Source organism: Allobosea sp. AAP35, assembly GCF_001295925.1.
Taxonomy (GTDB): Bacteria; Pseudomonadota; Alphaproteobacteria; order Rhizobiales; family Beijerinckiaceae; genus Allobosea.
Window position 1 is genome coordinate 1 of record NZ_LJHQ01000027.1, and the last position, 16124, is coordinate 16124.

The 16124-nt window shown below is 67.7% G+C and carries 15 protein-coding genes and 1 pseudogene; 6 read left to right on the forward strand and 10 right to left on the reverse strand.

What is annotated here, in order from left to right:
• The 3 genes and pseudogenes from IP69_RS10765 to IP69_RS21830 form a co-directional block, all read right to left on the reverse strand.
• Positions 1 to 250: pseudogene (locus IP69_RS10765) on the reverse strand (hypothetical protein); the annotation flags it as partial.
• Positions 251 to 401: 151 nt separating this feature from the next.
• The gene (locus tag IP69_RS10770) at positions 402 to 1043 is read right to left on the reverse strand and encodes a DUF1109 domain-containing protein (RefSeq protein WP_054142830.1); all 642 of its coding nucleotides are present in this window, start codon (positions 1041 to 1043) and stop codon (positions 402 to 404) included.
• 87 nt (positions 1044 to 1130) lie between these two features.
• On the reverse strand, positions 1131 to 1703 hold the full coding sequence (locus IP69_RS21830; RefSeq protein WP_054142831.1) for a sigma-70 family RNA polymerase sigma factor: 573 nt from the start codon (positions 1701 to 1703) through the stop codon (positions 1131 to 1133).
• 162 nt (positions 1704 to 1865) lie between these two features.
• Between IP69_RS21830 and IP69_RS21395 the strand changes: the two genes are divergently transcribed.
• From IP69_RS21395 to IP69_RS10805, 6 genes are all read left to right on the forward strand, one after another.
• The gene (locus IP69_RS21395; RefSeq protein WP_054142832.1) at positions 1866 to 2729 is read left to right on the forward strand and encodes an alpha/beta fold hydrolase; all 864 of its coding nucleotides are present in this window, start codon (positions 1866 to 1868) and stop codon (positions 2727 to 2729) included.
• Positions 2730 to 2795: 66 nt separating this feature from the next.
• Positions 2796 to 4430, forward strand: a complete 1635-nt coding sequence (locus IP69_RS10785) for a thiamine pyrophosphate-binding protein (protein ID WP_054142871.1) — start codon at positions 2796 to 2798, stop codon at positions 4428 to 4430.
• The gene (locus IP69_RS10790; protein ID WP_054142833.1) at positions 4430 to 5617 is read left to right on the forward strand and encodes an OpgC domain-containing protein; all 1188 of its coding nucleotides are present in this window, start codon (positions 4430 to 4432) and stop codon (positions 5615 to 5617) included. The genes IP69_RS10785 and IP69_RS10790 overlap by 1 nt, the downstream gene beginning before the upstream one ends.
• A gap of 83 nt (positions 5618 to 5700) precedes the next feature.
• Complete coding sequence (locus tag IP69_RS10795) at positions 5701 to 7086, forward strand: tetratricopeptide repeat protein (RefSeq protein ID WP_054142834.1); 1386 nt, start codon at positions 5701 to 5703, stop codon at positions 7084 to 7086.
• Between the two features lie 19 nt (positions 7087 to 7105).
• Positions 7106 to 7597: a hypothetical protein gene (locus tag IP69_RS10800; protein WP_054142835.1), complete on the forward strand. Its 492-nt coding sequence runs from the start codon at positions 7106 to 7108 to the stop codon at positions 7595 to 7597.
• Positions 7594 to 8082, forward strand: a complete 489-nt coding sequence (locus IP69_RS10805) for a YHS domain-containing (seleno)protein (RefSeq protein ID WP_197279815.1) — start codon at positions 7594 to 7596, stop codon at positions 8080 to 8082. The genes IP69_RS10800 and IP69_RS10805 overlap by 4 nt, the downstream gene beginning before the upstream one ends.
• Positions 8083 to 8089: 7 nt before the next feature.
• Here the strand turns inward: IP69_RS10805 and IP69_RS10810 are convergent, their stop codons facing one another.
• From IP69_RS10810 to IP69_RS10840, 7 genes are all read right to left on the reverse strand, one after another.
• Positions 8090 to 8314 (reverse strand): DUF2798 domain-containing protein, encoded by a 225-nt coding sequence (locus IP69_RS10810; RefSeq protein ID WP_054142836.1) that lies wholly within the window; start codon positions 8312 to 8314, stop codon positions 8090 to 8092.
• A gap of 111 nt (positions 8315 to 8425) precedes the next feature.
• Positions 8426 to 9127 carry an SDR family oxidoreductase gene (locus tag IP69_RS10815; RefSeq protein WP_054142837.1) on the reverse strand — a complete coding sequence of 234 codons (702 nt, stop codon included), beginning with the start codon at positions 9125 to 9127 and terminating at the stop codon, positions 8426 to 8428.
• A gap of 36 nt (positions 9128 to 9163) precedes the next feature.
• A complete protein-coding gene (locus tag IP69_RS10820) occupies positions 9164 to 10201 on the reverse strand; it encodes a Gfo/Idh/MocA family oxidoreductase (protein WP_054142873.1) in 1038 nt (345 codons plus the stop codon).
• 26 nt (positions 10202 to 10227) lie between these two features.
• The gene (locus IP69_RS10825) at positions 10228 to 12078 is read right to left on the reverse strand and encodes an ABC transporter ATP-binding protein (RefSeq protein WP_156323400.1); all 1851 of its coding nucleotides are present in this window, start codon (positions 12076 to 12078) and stop codon (positions 10228 to 10230) included.
• Between the two features lie 25 nt (positions 12079 to 12103).
• Complete coding sequence (locus tag IP69_RS10830; RefSeq protein WP_054142838.1) at positions 12104 to 13045, reverse strand: ABC transporter permease; 942 nt, start codon at positions 13043 to 13045, stop codon at positions 12104 to 12106.
• On the reverse strand, positions 13011 to 13970 hold the full coding sequence (locus tag IP69_RS10835) for an ABC transporter permease (RefSeq protein WP_054142839.1): 960 nt from the start codon (positions 13968 to 13970) through the stop codon (positions 13011 to 13013). The genes IP69_RS10830 and IP69_RS10835 overlap by 35 nt, the downstream gene beginning before the upstream one ends.
• A gap of 156 nt (positions 13971 to 14126) precedes the next feature.
• Positions 14127 to 15914, reverse strand: a complete 1788-nt coding sequence (locus tag IP69_RS10840) for a peptide ABC transporter substrate-binding protein (protein ID WP_054142840.1) — start codon at positions 15912 to 15914, stop codon at positions 14127 to 14129.
• Between the last annotated feature and the right edge of the window lie 210 nt (positions 15915 to 16124).

Consider the following 16124-nt stretch of genomic DNA (forward strand, 5'->3'; position numbering starts at 1 on the left):
GAGGGGCGGTCGCGGGAGCCGGGGCGCGAGGCGTCTCGACCCCGGGCGCGCTGGGTGCGCCGGGCGCACGCGGCACGCCTGGGGCGCGCTCGCGGCGCGGCCGGCCCGGCTCGTCATCGGCTGCGGGCGGCGCCTGCGCCAGTTCGAAGGTCAGGGGCAGCGTGGTCACGGGAGCGGCGAAGCCGGCCTGCGCCATTGCGACGGCGGGCAGGATGGTTCCGACCAGAAGCCAGTTTTTGGTGCGCGTCATGAATTCCGTTTTCCAGTTCATCGGACAACAGGAACGCACCGCCGGCGCTGAACCCGTCCTGAACCGAAAACGGCGAAAATCTGGCCTTGTTCCACCGAAAGGTATCGGGAGTGTTCGTCGGCAGCCGCTGCGCGCGGCGCAGCCGGCCGATTTACCAGCGCAACAGGCGCGGCGCGACAAGCGCGCCGAGGCCCGCCGCGATCACCATGGCGAGCGGATACCAGGTGGCGATGAAGGGCAGCCCGTCCTCCGGGCAGTGCAGCGCATAGGCGACCGTGGCCAGACCCGCAGCGCCCACCCCGGCCGCGATGCCGGAAAGCCGGGGCCGTACGGGTGCGCCATGCCGGGCCAGGGCGAGCAGCGCAGCGAAGGGGAGCATGGCGTAAAGCGTCACGGAGACCAGGCAGGCAGCCCAGCTCCGGCCCAGCACGAGCCGCGCCCAGTCGCTGGGGGCGCTGCCTGCCACGGTCGCGAGCGCCCAGGCGAATATGGCGGCCAGCGGCACAAGCACCAGCGCAAGCGCGCCCGAGGCCGCGCGGCCGGGCCGCAGGCTGCGCTGGAAGGCGACCAGCGCGAAGCCGGCGACGGAGCCACCGAGCGCGAATTTCGCGAGCACGGGCGGCGTCATCCAGACCCCGGCGAAATCGGCCCGCAGCCCGAGCATCAGCACGAGGACCACCGCCGTCAGCACCAGCCCCGCGAGCGCGACCAGACCCGTGGCGCGAGTCAGACGGGCGGTATCGACGGGCCTGGCATCGGTCGCCAGCACGGCGACGAGATCATCGGTTTTCATGGCAGGCTCGAACGGACAGGGGCGGTGGACATGATGAGGAGTTCGAAACAGGGCCGCAAAAGGTTACGCGGCTTATCGTGGCGGCTGTCAGGGCGGCCGCGTGCCGCGCCGGGTGAGGATCTTCGCCATGGCCTTGAGGCCGCGATGCAGCGCGACCTTCGCCGCCGTCTCGGTCATGCCCGCCGCCTGCGCCGCCTCGGCGAGGCTGCCGCCCTGAAGCTTGACGCGGTCGATCAGGCTGCGCGTCCGCTCGGGCAAACCCGCGAGCGCGCGCTCGATGTCGAGCTTGGCGTCGATCGCCGGCCCGGCCGGCGCGACCGGAATCGGCGCCTCTTCGTCGATTTGGAGATGCCCGCGATGGCGGCCGGAGCGGCGCATATGGTCGATCAGCTTGTAGCGCGCGATCGCATGCGCCCAGGCCGAAACGGGAATCGCCGGGTCGTAGCTGTGGCGCGACAGGTGCAGCGCCAGCAAGGTTTCCTGCAGCACGTCCTCGGCCTCATCGGCACTGGCGAGGCCGGCCCGTGCCAGATGTCCACGCAGATAGCCGCGCAGCCGCCCGCCGATCAGGTCGAGGAAGCGGCGATAGGCTTGCGCATCGCCCTCCAGCGCGGCGAGGAAGGCGGGGCGCAACACGGCTTCGAGATCGTCGAGCGACAAGGGACGCAGCTTCCCGCGAGTCAGGGTTCAAGCCCTCTGGCATGGCTTCCCGCCGCTCACAAGCCGGCGAGCGCGTCTCGCAGGGACAGGCGAACGCGGCTAGCCTTCGCACACTGGCGAGAACGCACCCAGCGAAGAACGCAACGGCAGGGGATGGCCGATATGGTCGGTTCGATGATGCGGCTTGTGGTGACGGCTCTGCTGCTCGCGGTCTGGCCGCCGGGGGCGGGGGCAAAGCCGCGCGACGTCTGCCCGCCGCCGCAGGGCTGCGTGGTCGCAGACGGCCGCTACCGCCTGGTCCTGCCCGATCCGCGTCCGGGCGAGGACGGCAGGCACGGCGCGATCATGTTCTTTCATGGCTGGCAGGGCTCGGCCGATGAGACGGTGGACGATGCCGGGCTGCAGGCGCTGGCCTCGCGCCTCGGCGTCGCGCTGATCGCGCCCGACGGCGCCGGCAAGACCTGGTCCTATCCCGGATCGCCCGGCCGCCACCGCGACGAATTCGTCTTCGTTGCGCAGGTCCTCGACGATGTCGCGCGGCGTTTCCCGGTCGATTCCGCGCGCATCATGGCCAGCGGCTTCTCGCAGGGGGGCTCGATGGTCTGGTATCTCGCCTGCCGCATGCCGCAGCGGTTCAAGGCTTTTGCCCCGGTCGCGGGTGCGTTCTGGGAGCCACTGCCGGCCGCCTGCGCCTCGCCACGTCCCCCGCTCGTCCATATGCATGGCACGGCCGACATGACCGTGCCGCTCGCCGGCCGCGCCCTGCGCGGGGGCTTCCGCCAGGGCGACGTCTTCAGAAGCATCGCCATCCTCGCGCCGACGGCTCCGGCCGTGACGGTGGCCGACATCCCGACGGTGACATCGGGCCTCGCCTGCCGCACGCTCGCCGCGCCCGGCGAAGCCCCGCTCGAACTCTGCCTGCACGAGGGCGGGCATGGGGTCGATCCGGCCTGGATCGAGCGGGCCTGGCTGCGGACGATGGGGCAGGCGCGACCGGCAACGGATCACCTTTCCGTGAAACGGTAACCTTTTGAGCCGGCGGCGCGATTGTCTTTGCCGAGGCTGCCGCGCCCGGCCACGGAGACCGCCTGCATGACTATCCAGACGCCCCTGCCAGCGAATCTCGTCGCAGAGCCCACCGGCGCCGACGTGATCGCGTCCCGGTTGAAGGTCGCGGGCGCGACCCATGCCTTCGGGATCCCCGGCGGCGAGGTCCTGGCACTGGTCGACGCGCTGGGCCGGGCCGGCATCCGCTTCGAGCTCGCCCGGCACGAGAACGCCGCCGGCTTCATGGCCGAAGGGCTCTGGCATGTCACCGGAGCCTTGCCCGTGCTGGTCGCGACGCTGGGCCCAGGCGTCAGCAATGCCGTGACGGCGGTTGCCCACGCCCAGCAGGATCGCGTGCCGCTCATCTTCATCACCGGCTGCGTCGATCAGGCTTTGGCCGAGAGCTATACCCATCAGGTCTTCGATCATCAGGCCCTGCTGCGCCCGATCGTGAAGGCGAGTTTCCGCGCGGCGCCCGGCACCGAGGCGCTCGTCATCGACAAGGCACTGGCCATCGCGCGGGCCGGCCGGCCGGGACCCGTCCATATCGATCTGCCGATCGCGGTCGCCGAGGGGCGTCGCGAGCCGGTCATGATGCCGATGGCCGCCGCTGTGGCGACGTCCCTGCCGGCTGATCTCGAGCGCGCCCGGGCCATGCTCACGGCTTCGCGCCGGCCGCTCGTCCTTGCGGGGCTCGATCTCGTGAACGAAGGCGCGGCCGATGCGCTCGAACGCTTCCTCGACTGCACCGGTGCGCCGCTGCTGACCACATACAAGGGCAAGGGTCTGATCCGCGAGGACGATCCCCGCGTCATCGGTGGCGTCGGCCTGTCGCCCAAGGCCGATGCGCTGGTACGCCCCCTGATCGAGGCCGCCGACCTGATCGTGCTCGCCGGCTATGACCCGATCGAGATGCGCCAGGGCTGGCGCCATCCCTGGCCGGCGGACAAGCCAGTGATCGACATCGTCGCGCAGGCTCTGCCGCACGGCATGCACCCTGCGACGCTGCTGCTCGAAAGCCATGTCGGCCTGACGCTGGAGCGTCTGGCGGAGGGCCTGGCACCGCCCGAGACCTGGCCGGATGGCGAGCCTGCGAAGGTTCGCGCTGCTCTGCGGGCCGCCTTCGCCGCGCCGACCGCCTGGGGCCCGCACGCCGTGTTCGAGACGCTGCGCATGGCCGCCCCGCCTGAAACCGTCGCCACAGCCGATTCCGGCGCGCATCGTATCTTGCTCTCGCAGATCTGGTCCTGCGACGGCCCGCGCCGCCTGCTGCAGTCCACGGGTCTGTGCACCATGGGCTGTGCCCTGCCGCTGGCGACCGGCGCGGCTTTGGGGAGCGGGCAGCCGACGCTCTGCTTCGTCGGCGATGCCGGCCTCGAAATGGTGCTCGGCGAACTGGCTACCCTGCGCGATCTCGCGCTGCCGGTGATCATCGTCGTCCTGGTCGATGAGAGCCTTGGGCTGATCGCACTCAAGCAGAAGCAGATGGGGCTGGCACGCGCCGGCGTCGATTTCGGCGCCAGCGATTTCGCGGCCGTGGCGCGGGCAATGGGTGGCCATGGCGCGACGATCGCGGACGCCGCGACGCTGGCGCAAGAGGCGAAGGGCGCCTTTGCACGGCCGGGTTACAGCGTGCTCGCCTGCCGCATCGATGCGGCCGCCTATGAAGGGGCGTTCTGATGGGCGAGCCGGCCCCGCAGGTGAAACGGCCGCGCGACGAGCGTCTCGACGTCTTTCGCGGGCTGACCATGCTGATCATCTTCATCGCGCATGTGCCGGCCAATAGCTGGAACGCCTGGATACCGGCGCGCTTTGGCTTCTCCTCGGGGGCCGAACTCTTCGTCTTCTGTTCGGGCTTCGCCAGCGCGCTCGCCTTTGGCAGCACCTTCGTCCGACGCGGCTGGTGGCTCGGCACGGCGCGAATCCTGTACCGGCTCTGGCAGGTCTACTGGGCCCATGTCGCGCTGGTCGTGGGGCTCGTGGCGCTGGCGGCGCTGATCGACGCCTTTTTGGGCCGCGCCGATCTGGCGGCGCAGTTCGGCCCCCTGATCGCCGATCCGGAGCGCGCCTTGCTTGGGTTGGTAACGCTGACCTGGCAGCCCGACTATCTCGACATCCTGCCGATGTATCTCGTCATCCTGGCGCTGATCCCGGTGGCATTGGCATTGCGCGCCCTGCACCCGGCGCTGCCCTTCCTGATGTCGGCGCTGCTCTATGCGCTCGTCTGGACGCAAGGGCTCAATCTCACGGGCAATCCCTGGAACGGCGCCGGCTGGTTTCTCAACCCCTTCGCCTGGCAGGTGATCTTCTTCATCGGCTTCTTCATCGCGATGAAATGGCTGCCGGTACCACCTTTGCGCGAGCGGCGGTTGGTTCTCACAGCGGCGCTTTTCGTCGCCATCAGCGTGCCGTTCACCTTTTGGGGGATCGTCGAGCACTGGCCGGCCGGGAAGGAGCTTCGCGATTTCGTCCTGCCGGGCGAGTGGGAAAAGAGCCAGCTCCACCCCTTGCGCATCCTGCACTTCCTGGCGCTGGCCTATCTTGTGCTGAGTGCGATCGAGCCCTGGCGAGCCAGGCTCGACAGCGGCCTCGGGCATCTCCTGATCCTGATCGGGCGCCAATCGCTGGCGACGTTCCTGGCGAGCATCGTCCTGTCGCGTCTCGCCGCGACGGCGGCGGACATGCTCGGGCGCGACGAGATCACGGTCGCCCTGCTGAATCTCGTCGGCTTTGCCGCGATCCTCGGCGTCGCCTGCGTCGTCGGCTGGTTCAAGCGGGCGCCATGGGCCGGCGCGCCTCCTGCGCCCTCGCGGGTCGAGGTCGAGCAACCTCTCGCCGCCAGATCACGGCTGCGTGAAGCGAGTTGAACGACGGTTGATCGCGCGCCTGCGAATTCCCTCAGGAGCGTCGGGAAGCCGATGCTGTCGACGACGAAACGGAGCGCCGCCCCATGTTCCACGATCTCTCCGGTGACAGGATCAGCGTCGCCAATGACGCGGCCAGGCTCGCCTGGAACGATACGCTCGAAGCCATGCTGGCCCATGCCGCTGCGACGCCCGAGCATCTCGCCCGCACGCTTGCCGCCGATCCCGGTTTCGCGCTGGCCCATGCCGCCAAGGGCCTGATGCTGCTCTCGCTGGCCCGTCCCGAACTGATCGCCGCCGCGCGCGACTGCCTCGCGCTGGCCAGGCGCGCGATCGCGGACCGCCCCATCACGCCGCGGGAGGAGAGCGTCGCCGAGGCGCTGGGCCTCTGGCTGGCAAACCACCCGCGTCAGGCGGCGCAGCGGCTCGAAACGTTGCTGATCGAGCATCCCCATGACGTGCTGGCGCTCAAGCTCTCGCACGGGATTCGCTTCATGCTGGGCGACCAGGGTGAGATGCTGTCCTGCCTGCGCCGCGTCATGCCGCGCTTTTCCGGCAGCCATCCGCTCGCCGGTTATGTCTCCGGCTGCTACGCCTTCGCGCTGGAGGAGCGCGGCTTCTACCCCGAGGCCGAAGCCGCCGGACGACGCGCCGTCGAGTTGGCGCCGCGCGATGCCTGGGGTCGGCATGCGGTCGCCCATGTGCTGGAGATGACGGGCCGCGTCGACGAGGGCGTCGCTTGGCTCGGCGATGGTCGCAACTGGGCCCATGCCAACAACTTCCGCTTTCACATCACCTGGCACCTGGCGCTGTTCCGGCTGGAGCGTGGCGAGACCGCCGAGGTGCTGCGGCTTTATGACGAAGGCATCCGCGCCGAACAGACCGACGACTACCGCGACATCGCCAATGGCGCGGCGCTGCTGGCGCGACTGGACTATGCCGGCGTCGAGGTCGGCACTCGCTGGGAGGAGCTTGCCGCCAAGGCGCAGGCGCGTGTCGGCGATGGCACGCTCGTCTTCGCCGATCTGCATTATGCGCTCGCGCTGCTCGGTGCGGGGCACGAGGGCGCCGCATCCGACATCGCCCGCAGCCTCGCCGACGACAGCCTGGGCCATGCCAGCAGCGAGCGGCGCGAGGCGGCCCGCAGCGGCTCGCTCGCCGCCTTCGGACTGATCGCCTTTCATGAGCGCGACTATGCGGAAGCCGCCCGCCTGCTCGGCGCCGCGCGCGGCGGGCTCGTCGCCATCGGTGGCAGCCACGCCCAGCGCGACCTGTTCGAACAGGCCTATATCGAGAGCCTGATCCGCTCGGGCGCGCATGATCGCGCCGCCCATGTGCTGCGCGAACGCCTGGCCCGGCGCGGCGGCCACAATCTCTTCGCCAGCCGCCGCCTCGCCCGGCTCGCCACGAGCCGCGCCGGCCTCACGGCTGCGCTCGCCATCGCTGCCACACCGCTTGCCATCGCCCACTGACCCTCCCGGAGTCCCCGCCATGACCACGCACACCATGTCGCGCGCCTTCGCGCTTCCCACCGGACGCACGGTCGCCCATCTCGTGCTGGGCGGACTGGCCGGGCTCGGCTTCTGGGAGCTGTTCGCGGCCGTGCCGACGGCCTGGTTTGCCGAATATCCGCTCGAGCCGCCGGAACTGGTGAAGTCGCTCTTCTCCCACCAGCTCGGAATCACGCTCTCGACGCCGGTGGCCAAGCTGCTGCATTTCGCCACCGGTTTCCTGTTCTACCCGCTCGGCTATTGGGTTTTGACGCGCTGGGTGAAGAGCTTCGGCATGCCCGCCGATGGCTGGATCTGGGGCGTGATCACCTATTTCATCGCGCTTGGCTTCTTCGCGCCGCTTGCCGGCCAGCACTTCCTGCTCAGCGACGTGCCGCGCCTCTCCCTGATGAGCCTCATCGGCCACGCCATTTACGGCTATATCGGCGCGCTGGTCTTCGAGCATCTCGAAGCGCGGGAGGCCGGACGATGATCGAGAGCCTGCTGTTCAGTCGTCGCGGCCTGTTCGCGCTTGTCGCGGCGGCCACCTTGTCAGACGCCGCCCTGGCGCAGGCTTCGGCCGGGAAGCCCGTCAACACGCTGGGTTCGCGCGAGGGCGTTGCGATCGGCGGCTATGACCCGGTCGCCTATTTTCGCGAAGGCGGGCCCCGCAAGGGCTCGCCCGATCACGCAGTGATGCAGGGCGGCGCAACGTGGCATTTCGCCAGCGCGCAGAACAAGGCGCTCTTTACGGCCGATCCGGAGCGCTACAAGCCGGCCTATGGCGGTTTTTGCGCTTACGGGACCTCGCGCGGCTATCTCGTCAAGATCGAGCCCGAGGCCTGGTCGATCGTCGATGGCAGGCTCTACCTCAACTACGATCTCGGCGTGCGGGAGACCTGGGCCCGCGACACGCCGAAATATCTCGCCCGGTCGGAAAAGAACTGGCCGCGGCTGACGGTGCGAGACATCCAGTAGCCGTCGATCAATCGGCGGTCAGGGCCTCGACGGCTCGTCGGATGAATGGCGCGGCGAAAACGACGACGGGCAGCATCATCGTCCAGGACAAGGCCCAGGCCGATAGCCAGCGCGACAACGCCGGCCCCGCATCAGGGCCTGCCAGAACGGCAACGCCTGAGGCGACGGCCGAGGTCAGCCCTGCCTGGATGACGCCAAAGGCGACATGAGAGTAACGCCGCGGGATGGCCAAGACTTGTGCGCTCCGGCTTGGATCTGCCGGATACAAGCCACTTCCGTGCCAACACGTCCGTGCCGAGCCGTTTTCGCCGAGCACCCTCGCGGTGCGAAGGTTCCGAGAGCTTCAGATCGACCGGGTGACGCCGCCATCGACGCGGATGTTCTGCCCGGTGATGTAGCCGGCATCGGGCGAGAGCAGGAAGGCGATCGTCCCGGCGATCTCGTCGCTGGTGCCGTAACGTTGCATCGGCACGCGCTGGCGACGCTCCTCGGTCGCCGGCAGGCTGTCGATCCAGCCCGGCTGGACATTGTTCATCCGGATGTTGTCAGGCGCGTACTTGTCGACGAAGATCTTGGTGAAGGCGGCGAGCCCTGCCCGCGCCATCGCCGAAGTCGGGAACATCGCGTCGGGCTCGAAGGCCCAGGCGGTCGAGATGTTGACGATGGCGCCTGATTTCTGCGCCTGCATGATCGGCGTCACCAGCCGGATCGCCCGCACCGCGCTCAGAAAATAAACGTCGAGCCCGCGATGCCAGTCCTCGTCGGGAATGTCGAGGATAGGCGCCCTGGGCCCATGGCCGGCGCTGTTGACCAGCGCATCGACGCGGCCCCAGCGCTCGACCGTCAGATCGACCAGCCGCTGGACGTCGTCGGCCGACAGGTTCGAGCCGGTGACGCCGAGCCCGCCAAGCTCCTTCGCCAGCGCCTCGCCCTTGCCGGATGAGGACAGGATCGCGACCTCATAGCCGTCCTTGGCGAGGCGTCGCGCGGTCGCCGCGCCCATGCCGCTGCCGCCGGCCGTCACGATCGCCACTTTCCTGGTCATGTCCTGCTCCCGCTGCGCGTCGATGTGCGTGCGTCTCTAGCGGCTCGCGGCAGCGACGGAAACCGGGCCCTGCGTCGCCCCCGCCGCGATCAACGCATCGATCAGCCGGTGGACCTTGAGCGCCTCCACGCCGGTGACGCGCGGAGGTCTGCCCTGGCGCACCGCCTCGACGAAATCCGCCATCACCGCGCGGTGGTGGTCATGGGTAAACGCCATCGGGTCGGCGCCCGTGCCGCCCGCGCCGGCCTCGGCGGCGACGTTGACGCGCCGCCCGTCATGCCAGGCGATCTCCAGCGCGGTGCCGCTGAGCGAGGCGGTGGCGTTGCGGCAGATCAGTTCGATGCGTTCGGGAAAGCCGGGATAGGCTGCGGTCGTGGCGTCGATCGTGCCGAAGGCGCCATTGGCAAAGCGAGCGACGGCGCAGACCATGTCCTCGGTTTCCATCCGGTGGACCGCGCTCGTCAGGGCGTGTCCGGTCACGTCCACGATCGGCCCAGCCAGGCTCAGCATGAGGTCGAGCGTGTGAATCCCTTGCGAGATCAGCACGCCGCCGCCGTCGCGAGCAAAGCTGCCGCGGCCCGGCTCGTCGTAATAGCTCTGCGGACGCCACAGCCGGATCACGGTCGAGCAGCCGATCATGGTGCCCATGTCGCCCGAGGCGAGATGGCCAGCCAGCGTTTCCGCCGCCGGCTTGAAGCGGTGCTGCAGCACGATGCCCAGCGTCACCCCCGCCGCGTCGCAGATCGCGACGAGGTCCTGCGCCCGCGCGGTCGTGATCTCGACCGGCTTTTCCAGCAGCACATGCTTGCCTGCCTGCGCGCAGCGGCGGGCGATGTCGAGATGGGTATTGGCGGGGGTCAGGACCAGCACCGCCTCGACGCTTGTGTCGTCGAGGATGGTCTCCAGGCTGTCGCAGAGCGGGAAGGGAAAGCTCTCGCCAAAGCGCGCACGCCGCTCCGCGCTGGGGCTGAAAGCGTGGACCACCTCGACCCGGTCAGCGAGATCGACGAGGCCACGCGCATGCGGCGTAACCGCCATGCCGAGCCCGACGATCCCGATACGCAGGCGCTCCATCATCCCGTTGTCTTCCGACGGGCCGCTCAGGCCGCCACGGCCTCGATCGTCTTCTTCTCCCACTCCTCGCCCCAGATCATTACGGCATGTCCGGGCGAGACCTCGCGGAACTGGCGGATCGGCGGGACATAATCGGGGGCGCGCACCGGGCTCTTGATCTCGTCGTTGGAGACCGGGTTCTTTTCGTGCCGCCGTGTCGGATCGGCGATCGGCACGGCGGCCAGCAGGCGCTTGGTATAGGGGTGCTGCGGATTGCCGAAGATCGCCTCGCGCGGACCGAGCTCGACGATCTCGCCGAGATACATCACCGCGACGCGATGGCTGACGCGCTCGACCACGGCCATGTCGTGCGAGATGAAGAGATAGGCCAGCCCCATCCGGGCCTGCAGCTCCAGCATCAGGTTGACCACCTGCGCCTTGACCGAGACGTCGAGCGCCGAGACCGCCTCGTCGGCCACGATCAGCCGGGGCTCGACGGCAAGCGCGCGCGCGATGCAGATGCGCTGGCGCTGGCCACCCGAGAACTCATGCGGAAAACGGTTGGCCATGTCGGGCTGCAGGCCGACGCGGCGCAGAAGCTCGGCGATCTGGTCGCGCGCCTCCGAGCGGGTCGCGAGCTTGTTGATCAGCAGCGGTTCGGCAATCGCCGCGCCGACATTCATGCGCGGGTTGAGCGAGGCGAACGGGTCCTGGAAGATCATCTGCATGCGCTTGCGCTGCTCGCGCAGATCATTGGCATTGAGCTTCAGCACATCGACGCCGTCGAGCAGGACCGAGCCCGAGAGCGGCTCGATCAGCCGCATCACCGAGCGCCCCGTGGTCGACTTGCCGCAACCGGATTCGCCGACCAGCGCCAGCGTCTCGCCCGCCTGGACGCTGAACGAGACGTTCTCGACAGCATGGACGCGGCCCTTCACCGCGCCGAACAGGCCCGAGCGCATTTCGAACCGCGTGGTCAGATTGGAGACCTCGAGCACAGGCCGTTCGGCCGATTTGACGGTGTCGGGCGTCTCTTCGGGGATGTCGGACTCGCCCGTCGCGCGGTCGACGACCGGGAAGCGCATCGGGCGCGTGCGGCCGTCCATCGAGCCGAGCTTGGGCACGGCTGACAGAAGCGAGCGGGTATAGGGATGCTTGGCACGCGCGAAAATGTCCTCGGTCGCGCCGGTCTCCACCGCCTGGCCGTTATACATCACCACCGTGCGGTCGGCGATTTCGGCAACCACGCCCATGTCGTGGGTGATGAAGAGCACCGACATGCCCTCCTCCTCCTGCAACTCCTTGATCAGCTGCAGGATCTGCGCCTGGATCGTCACGTCGAGCGCGGTCGTCGGCTCGTCGGCAATCAGGAGCTTGGGCTTGCAGGCCAGCGCCATCGCGATCATCACGCGCTGGCGCATGCCGCCCGAGAAGCGATGCGGATACTCATGGAAGCGCGACTTCGCGGCGGGAATGCGGACCTTCTCCAGAAGCCGAACCGTCTCGGCCTCGGCCTCGGAGCGCGACATGTCGCGGTGCAGGATCAGCGCCTCGGCGATCTGGAAGCCGATCGTCAGAACCGGGTTGAGCGAGGTCATCGGCTCCTGGAAGATCATCGCGACGTCGTTGCCGCGGATCTTGCGCATCTGCGGCTCCGGCAGCGTCAGCAATTCCTGGCCGGAGAGCTTGATCGAGCCTTCGATCTTGCTCGAGCCGGGGGGCGTCAGCCGCATGATCGAGAGCGCGGTGACGCTCTTGCCCGAACCCGACTCGCCGACGACCGCCAGCGTTTCCTTCGGCGCGATGTCGAAGGAGACGCTGCGGACGACCTGCTTCCAGGCACCCTCGACCCGGAAGGAGGTGCTGAGGTTGCTGACGGACAGGATGGGAGTGGTCATGCGAATGCCTTCCGGAAGTTAAAGGTCAGATGACGCGACGCGGATCGAGGGCGTCGCGCAGTCCGTCGCCGATGAAGTTGATCGAGAGCACGGTCAGGAAGATCGCCGCTCCAGGGAAAAGGGCCCAGTGGGGTGCCGAATCGAGATGGTCCTTCGCATCGAACAGCAGGCGCCCCCAGGTCGGGATATCGGGCGGGAAGCCCAGGCCCAGAAAGGACAGCGTCGATTCGGCGATGATCGCGGAGGACACCTCGATCGTCGCCGCCACGATGACCGGCCCGATCGCGTTGGGCAGGATGTGGTGGACCATCTGGCGAAATTTGGTCGCGCCCTGGGCCCTGGCGGCCTCGACGAACTCCTTCTCGCGCAACGACATGAACTGCGCACGCACAAGCCGTGCCACGGGCATCCATTTCAGCCCGCCGATGACGACGACGATCAGGACGAAGACACCGCCCTCGACGCCGAAGGCCGCCTTGAGCTGCTCGCGGAAGAAATAGATCACCAGCAGCAGGAGCGGCAGTTGCGGCAGCGACAGGAACAGATCCGTCACCCACATCAGGAAGTTGTCGACCGCGCCGCGCGACATGCCGGCGATCGCGCCGATCAGGATGCCGAAGAAGGTCGCGACGAACATCGCCGCAAGCCCGACCGCCAGCGAAATCCGCCCGCCATAGATCATCCGGGCGAGCAGATCCTGCCCGAGATCGTCGGTGCCGAACGGGTGCTGCCAGGAAGGCGTCTGCAACTGCGCCGAGAAGTCGATGTCGTTGATCGCCACCGGCCACAGCCAGGGGCCGATGACGACGCCCAGGATCAGCGTGCCGAGCACGAAGCTGCTCGCCATCGCCAGCTTGTGGCGACGGAAACGCTTCCAGGTTTCGCGCCCCGGCGAGGTGCCGGCGCTCGTCTGCGCTGGGCCCGACACGGGCTCAGCTGAAGGAGATGCGAGGGTCGAGCCAGCCATAAAGGATATCCGCGATGAGATTGAACAGGACGACGAGGCAGGCGAAGACGAAGGTCACGGCCATGATGACCGGCGTGTCGTTGGCGAGAATCGCGTCGATGAGGAGCGAGCCGATGCCGGGTATCCGGAAGATCTGCTCGGTGACGATGGCGCCGCCGAAAACCGCCGGCATCTGCAGGGCGACCAGCGTGACGACCGGGATCAGCGCGTTGCGGGTGATGTGGCGCAGGGTCACGGTCTTTTCGCCCAGCCCCTTGGCGCGCGCGGTCGTGACATAATCCAGCCGGATCACATCGAGCACGGCCGAGCGGACATAGCGGGTGTAGGACGCCGCCTGGAACAGCCCGAGCACGGTGATCGGCATGATCGCCTGGCGGAACATCTCCCAGTACCAGCGCCAGCCGGTGGCCGCGAGATCCGAGCGGTAGACGAAGGGAAACCAGTCGAGCGTGACCGAGAAGATCAGGATCAGCAGCAGGCCGGTGAAGAAGGTCGGCAGCGAGAAGCCCACAAAAGCCAGCGTATTGGCGACCTGGTCGAACAGCGAATAGGGCCGCGTCGCGGCGTAGATGCCGACCGGCAAGGCGATGCACAGGGCCAGGATCTGCGACGAGCCGACGATGAACAGCGTGGTGGGGACGCGCTGCAGGATCAGCGTGTCGACATCGATGCGGCTGGCGAAGGAGAAGCCCCAGTCACCCTGCACCATGTTGGACAGCCAGCGCACATAGCGCACCATGATCGGGTCGTTGAGCCCGAAGCTGGCGCGCAGAGCCTCGCGAACCTCAGGCGGCACATTGGGGTTCGTCGCCATTTCCGAGAACGGATCGCCCGGCGCCAGGGCGAGCACGGTGAACAGGATCAGGCTGATGCCGAGCAGGCTCGGAATGGCGATCAGCAATCGCCTCAGCAGGTAAGCGCCCATGAAACAAACTCTTTATCAATGCGGTCTTGCGCCGCCGTGAGGCGCGGAACGCCGGTGACAAACACACCGGCGTGTCTGCTTTGTCAGAAATGAAAAGGGAGCGGAACCTCCCCCGCGCGGCTTTCTGGCCGCGCGGTCGGCCCGCTCCCTCAGGTCTTAGCTGCGATACCAGGCGGCGAGGTTCCAGGTATCGACATCCCAGCCGCTGTGGTCATGCATCAGGTTGGTCACCGACGCCGCGACGCGGGTGCGCGACAGAAGCGGCAGCACCACATGGGCTTCGCAGAAGATCTCGTTGACCTTGATCAGAAGCGCGGCGCGCTTGGCGGGGTCGAGTTCCTTCTGCGCCGCCAGATAGGCCGCGTCGGCTTCCTTGTCGGTGTAGCGCGAGACGTTGCGGCCCAGCCACTTGTTGTCCTTGGTGGCGACCTCCCAGGAGACGAACTGGTTGAGGAAGCGCTCCGGGTCGGGCTGGGGCTGCGTGGTCGTGTACATCTCCATGTCGACATAGAGCTTGGTGTAGGTGTCGGGGTTTGCCACGTCCGACGAGAAAAACACCGAAGCGGTAACCGACTTCAGCTCCAGGTCGATGCCGGCGCGCTGGCAGGCCTGCTTGATGATCTGCTGGGTCTTCTGGCGCGGGGCGTTGATCGAGGTCTGGAAGACGTATTTGAGCTTCTTGCCGTCCTTCTCGCGGATGCCGTCCGAGCCGCGCTTGTAGCCGGCGTCGTCGAGGATCTTGTTCGCCTTGTCGATGCTGAACTCGTATTTCAGCTTCTGCGACTTGAACTGCGCCGGCTGGTTCACGAAGCTCGCCGTGGCGACGCCGCCGCGGCCATAGATGAACTTCTGAACCGAGTCGCGGTCGATTAGCAGGTTGATCGCCTCGCGGACCTTCGGATCCGACAGCGTCGGATGCTTGGTCTTGATGCTGGAGCGCTCGCCATCGACCTCGGTCCACGGATCAGTGGTGTTGAGGATGATGAACTCGATGTCGCCGGAAGCGACGGCGCTGATCTTGCCGCGACCGCCGGTCTCCATGCGCTTGAGGACTTCGTCCTCGACCTGGAGGTTCCAGGCATAGTCGTATTCGCCGGTTTGCAACACGGCGCGGGCAGCCGAGACCGCGTCACCGCCGCCCTTTACTTCGAGTTTGTCGAAATGCGGCTGGTTGGCGACATGGTATTCGGTGTTGCGCTCGGCGGTCAGGATGTCGCCGGGCTTGAAATCGGCGAACTTGTAGGCGCCGGTGCCGACGGGCTTCAGGTTGGCCGGAGCCTCGCGCGACTTGGCGCCCTTGTACTCGCCGAAGTGATGCTTGGGGATGATCATGCCGGCGACGCCGACGAAGGGGTCGGCCCAGAACGGCGTCGGCTCCTTGAAGATCACCTTGATCGTCAGGTCGTCGACCTTCTCGACCTTGATGTCCTTGTAGGCGCCGGTGGTGTAGGCGGCGGTCGCCGGATCGGCGGCATATTCCCAGGTGAAGACGGCGTCGTCAGCGGTGAGGGGCTTGCCGTCATGCCATTTCACGCCGGGCTTGATCTTCCAGATCACTTCCTTGCCGTCGGCCGAGAGGCCGCCATTGGCCTTGCTCGGAATTTCAGCCGCGAGCTGCGGGAAGAGATTGCCGTCCTTGTCCCAGCCGGCGAGCGGCTCGTAGAAGATGCGCGAGGCGATCTGGTCCTTGGTGCCGCTGGCGAAATGCGGGTTCAGCAGCGTCGGAGCCTGCCAAAGCAGCATCTTGAGCGGCCCGCCGCCGCCGGCCTTGGTCGGCTTGTAGGGCAGGGTGGCGTTGGCCATGGCCACGCCGTTGAAGGCGAGCAGCTGGTTGGCGAAAGGCGCTGCCAGGCCGACGGCTGCCGCTTTCTTGAGGAAGGAGCGGCGCGACATGGCACCGGTCTTCACGCGGGCGATCATTGGCCCCAAATCCTGGTCGTTCATAAAGTCTCTCCGCTCGACGTATGGTGCCGGTTGTCCGGCGTCTTTGTGCCGGTTGTCCCTCTCGGTCGCGCTCAGCAAGCCATGTGCCAACGCGCACGTCAACCATGCGCCGGGCGCAGGCCAATTCGAGGTGTGGGATGGCCATGTCGCCGCGAACCGACCTCGCAGCTGCAGCATGACAGAGCTTTGAGGCGGGCATCGCGCTTTCGC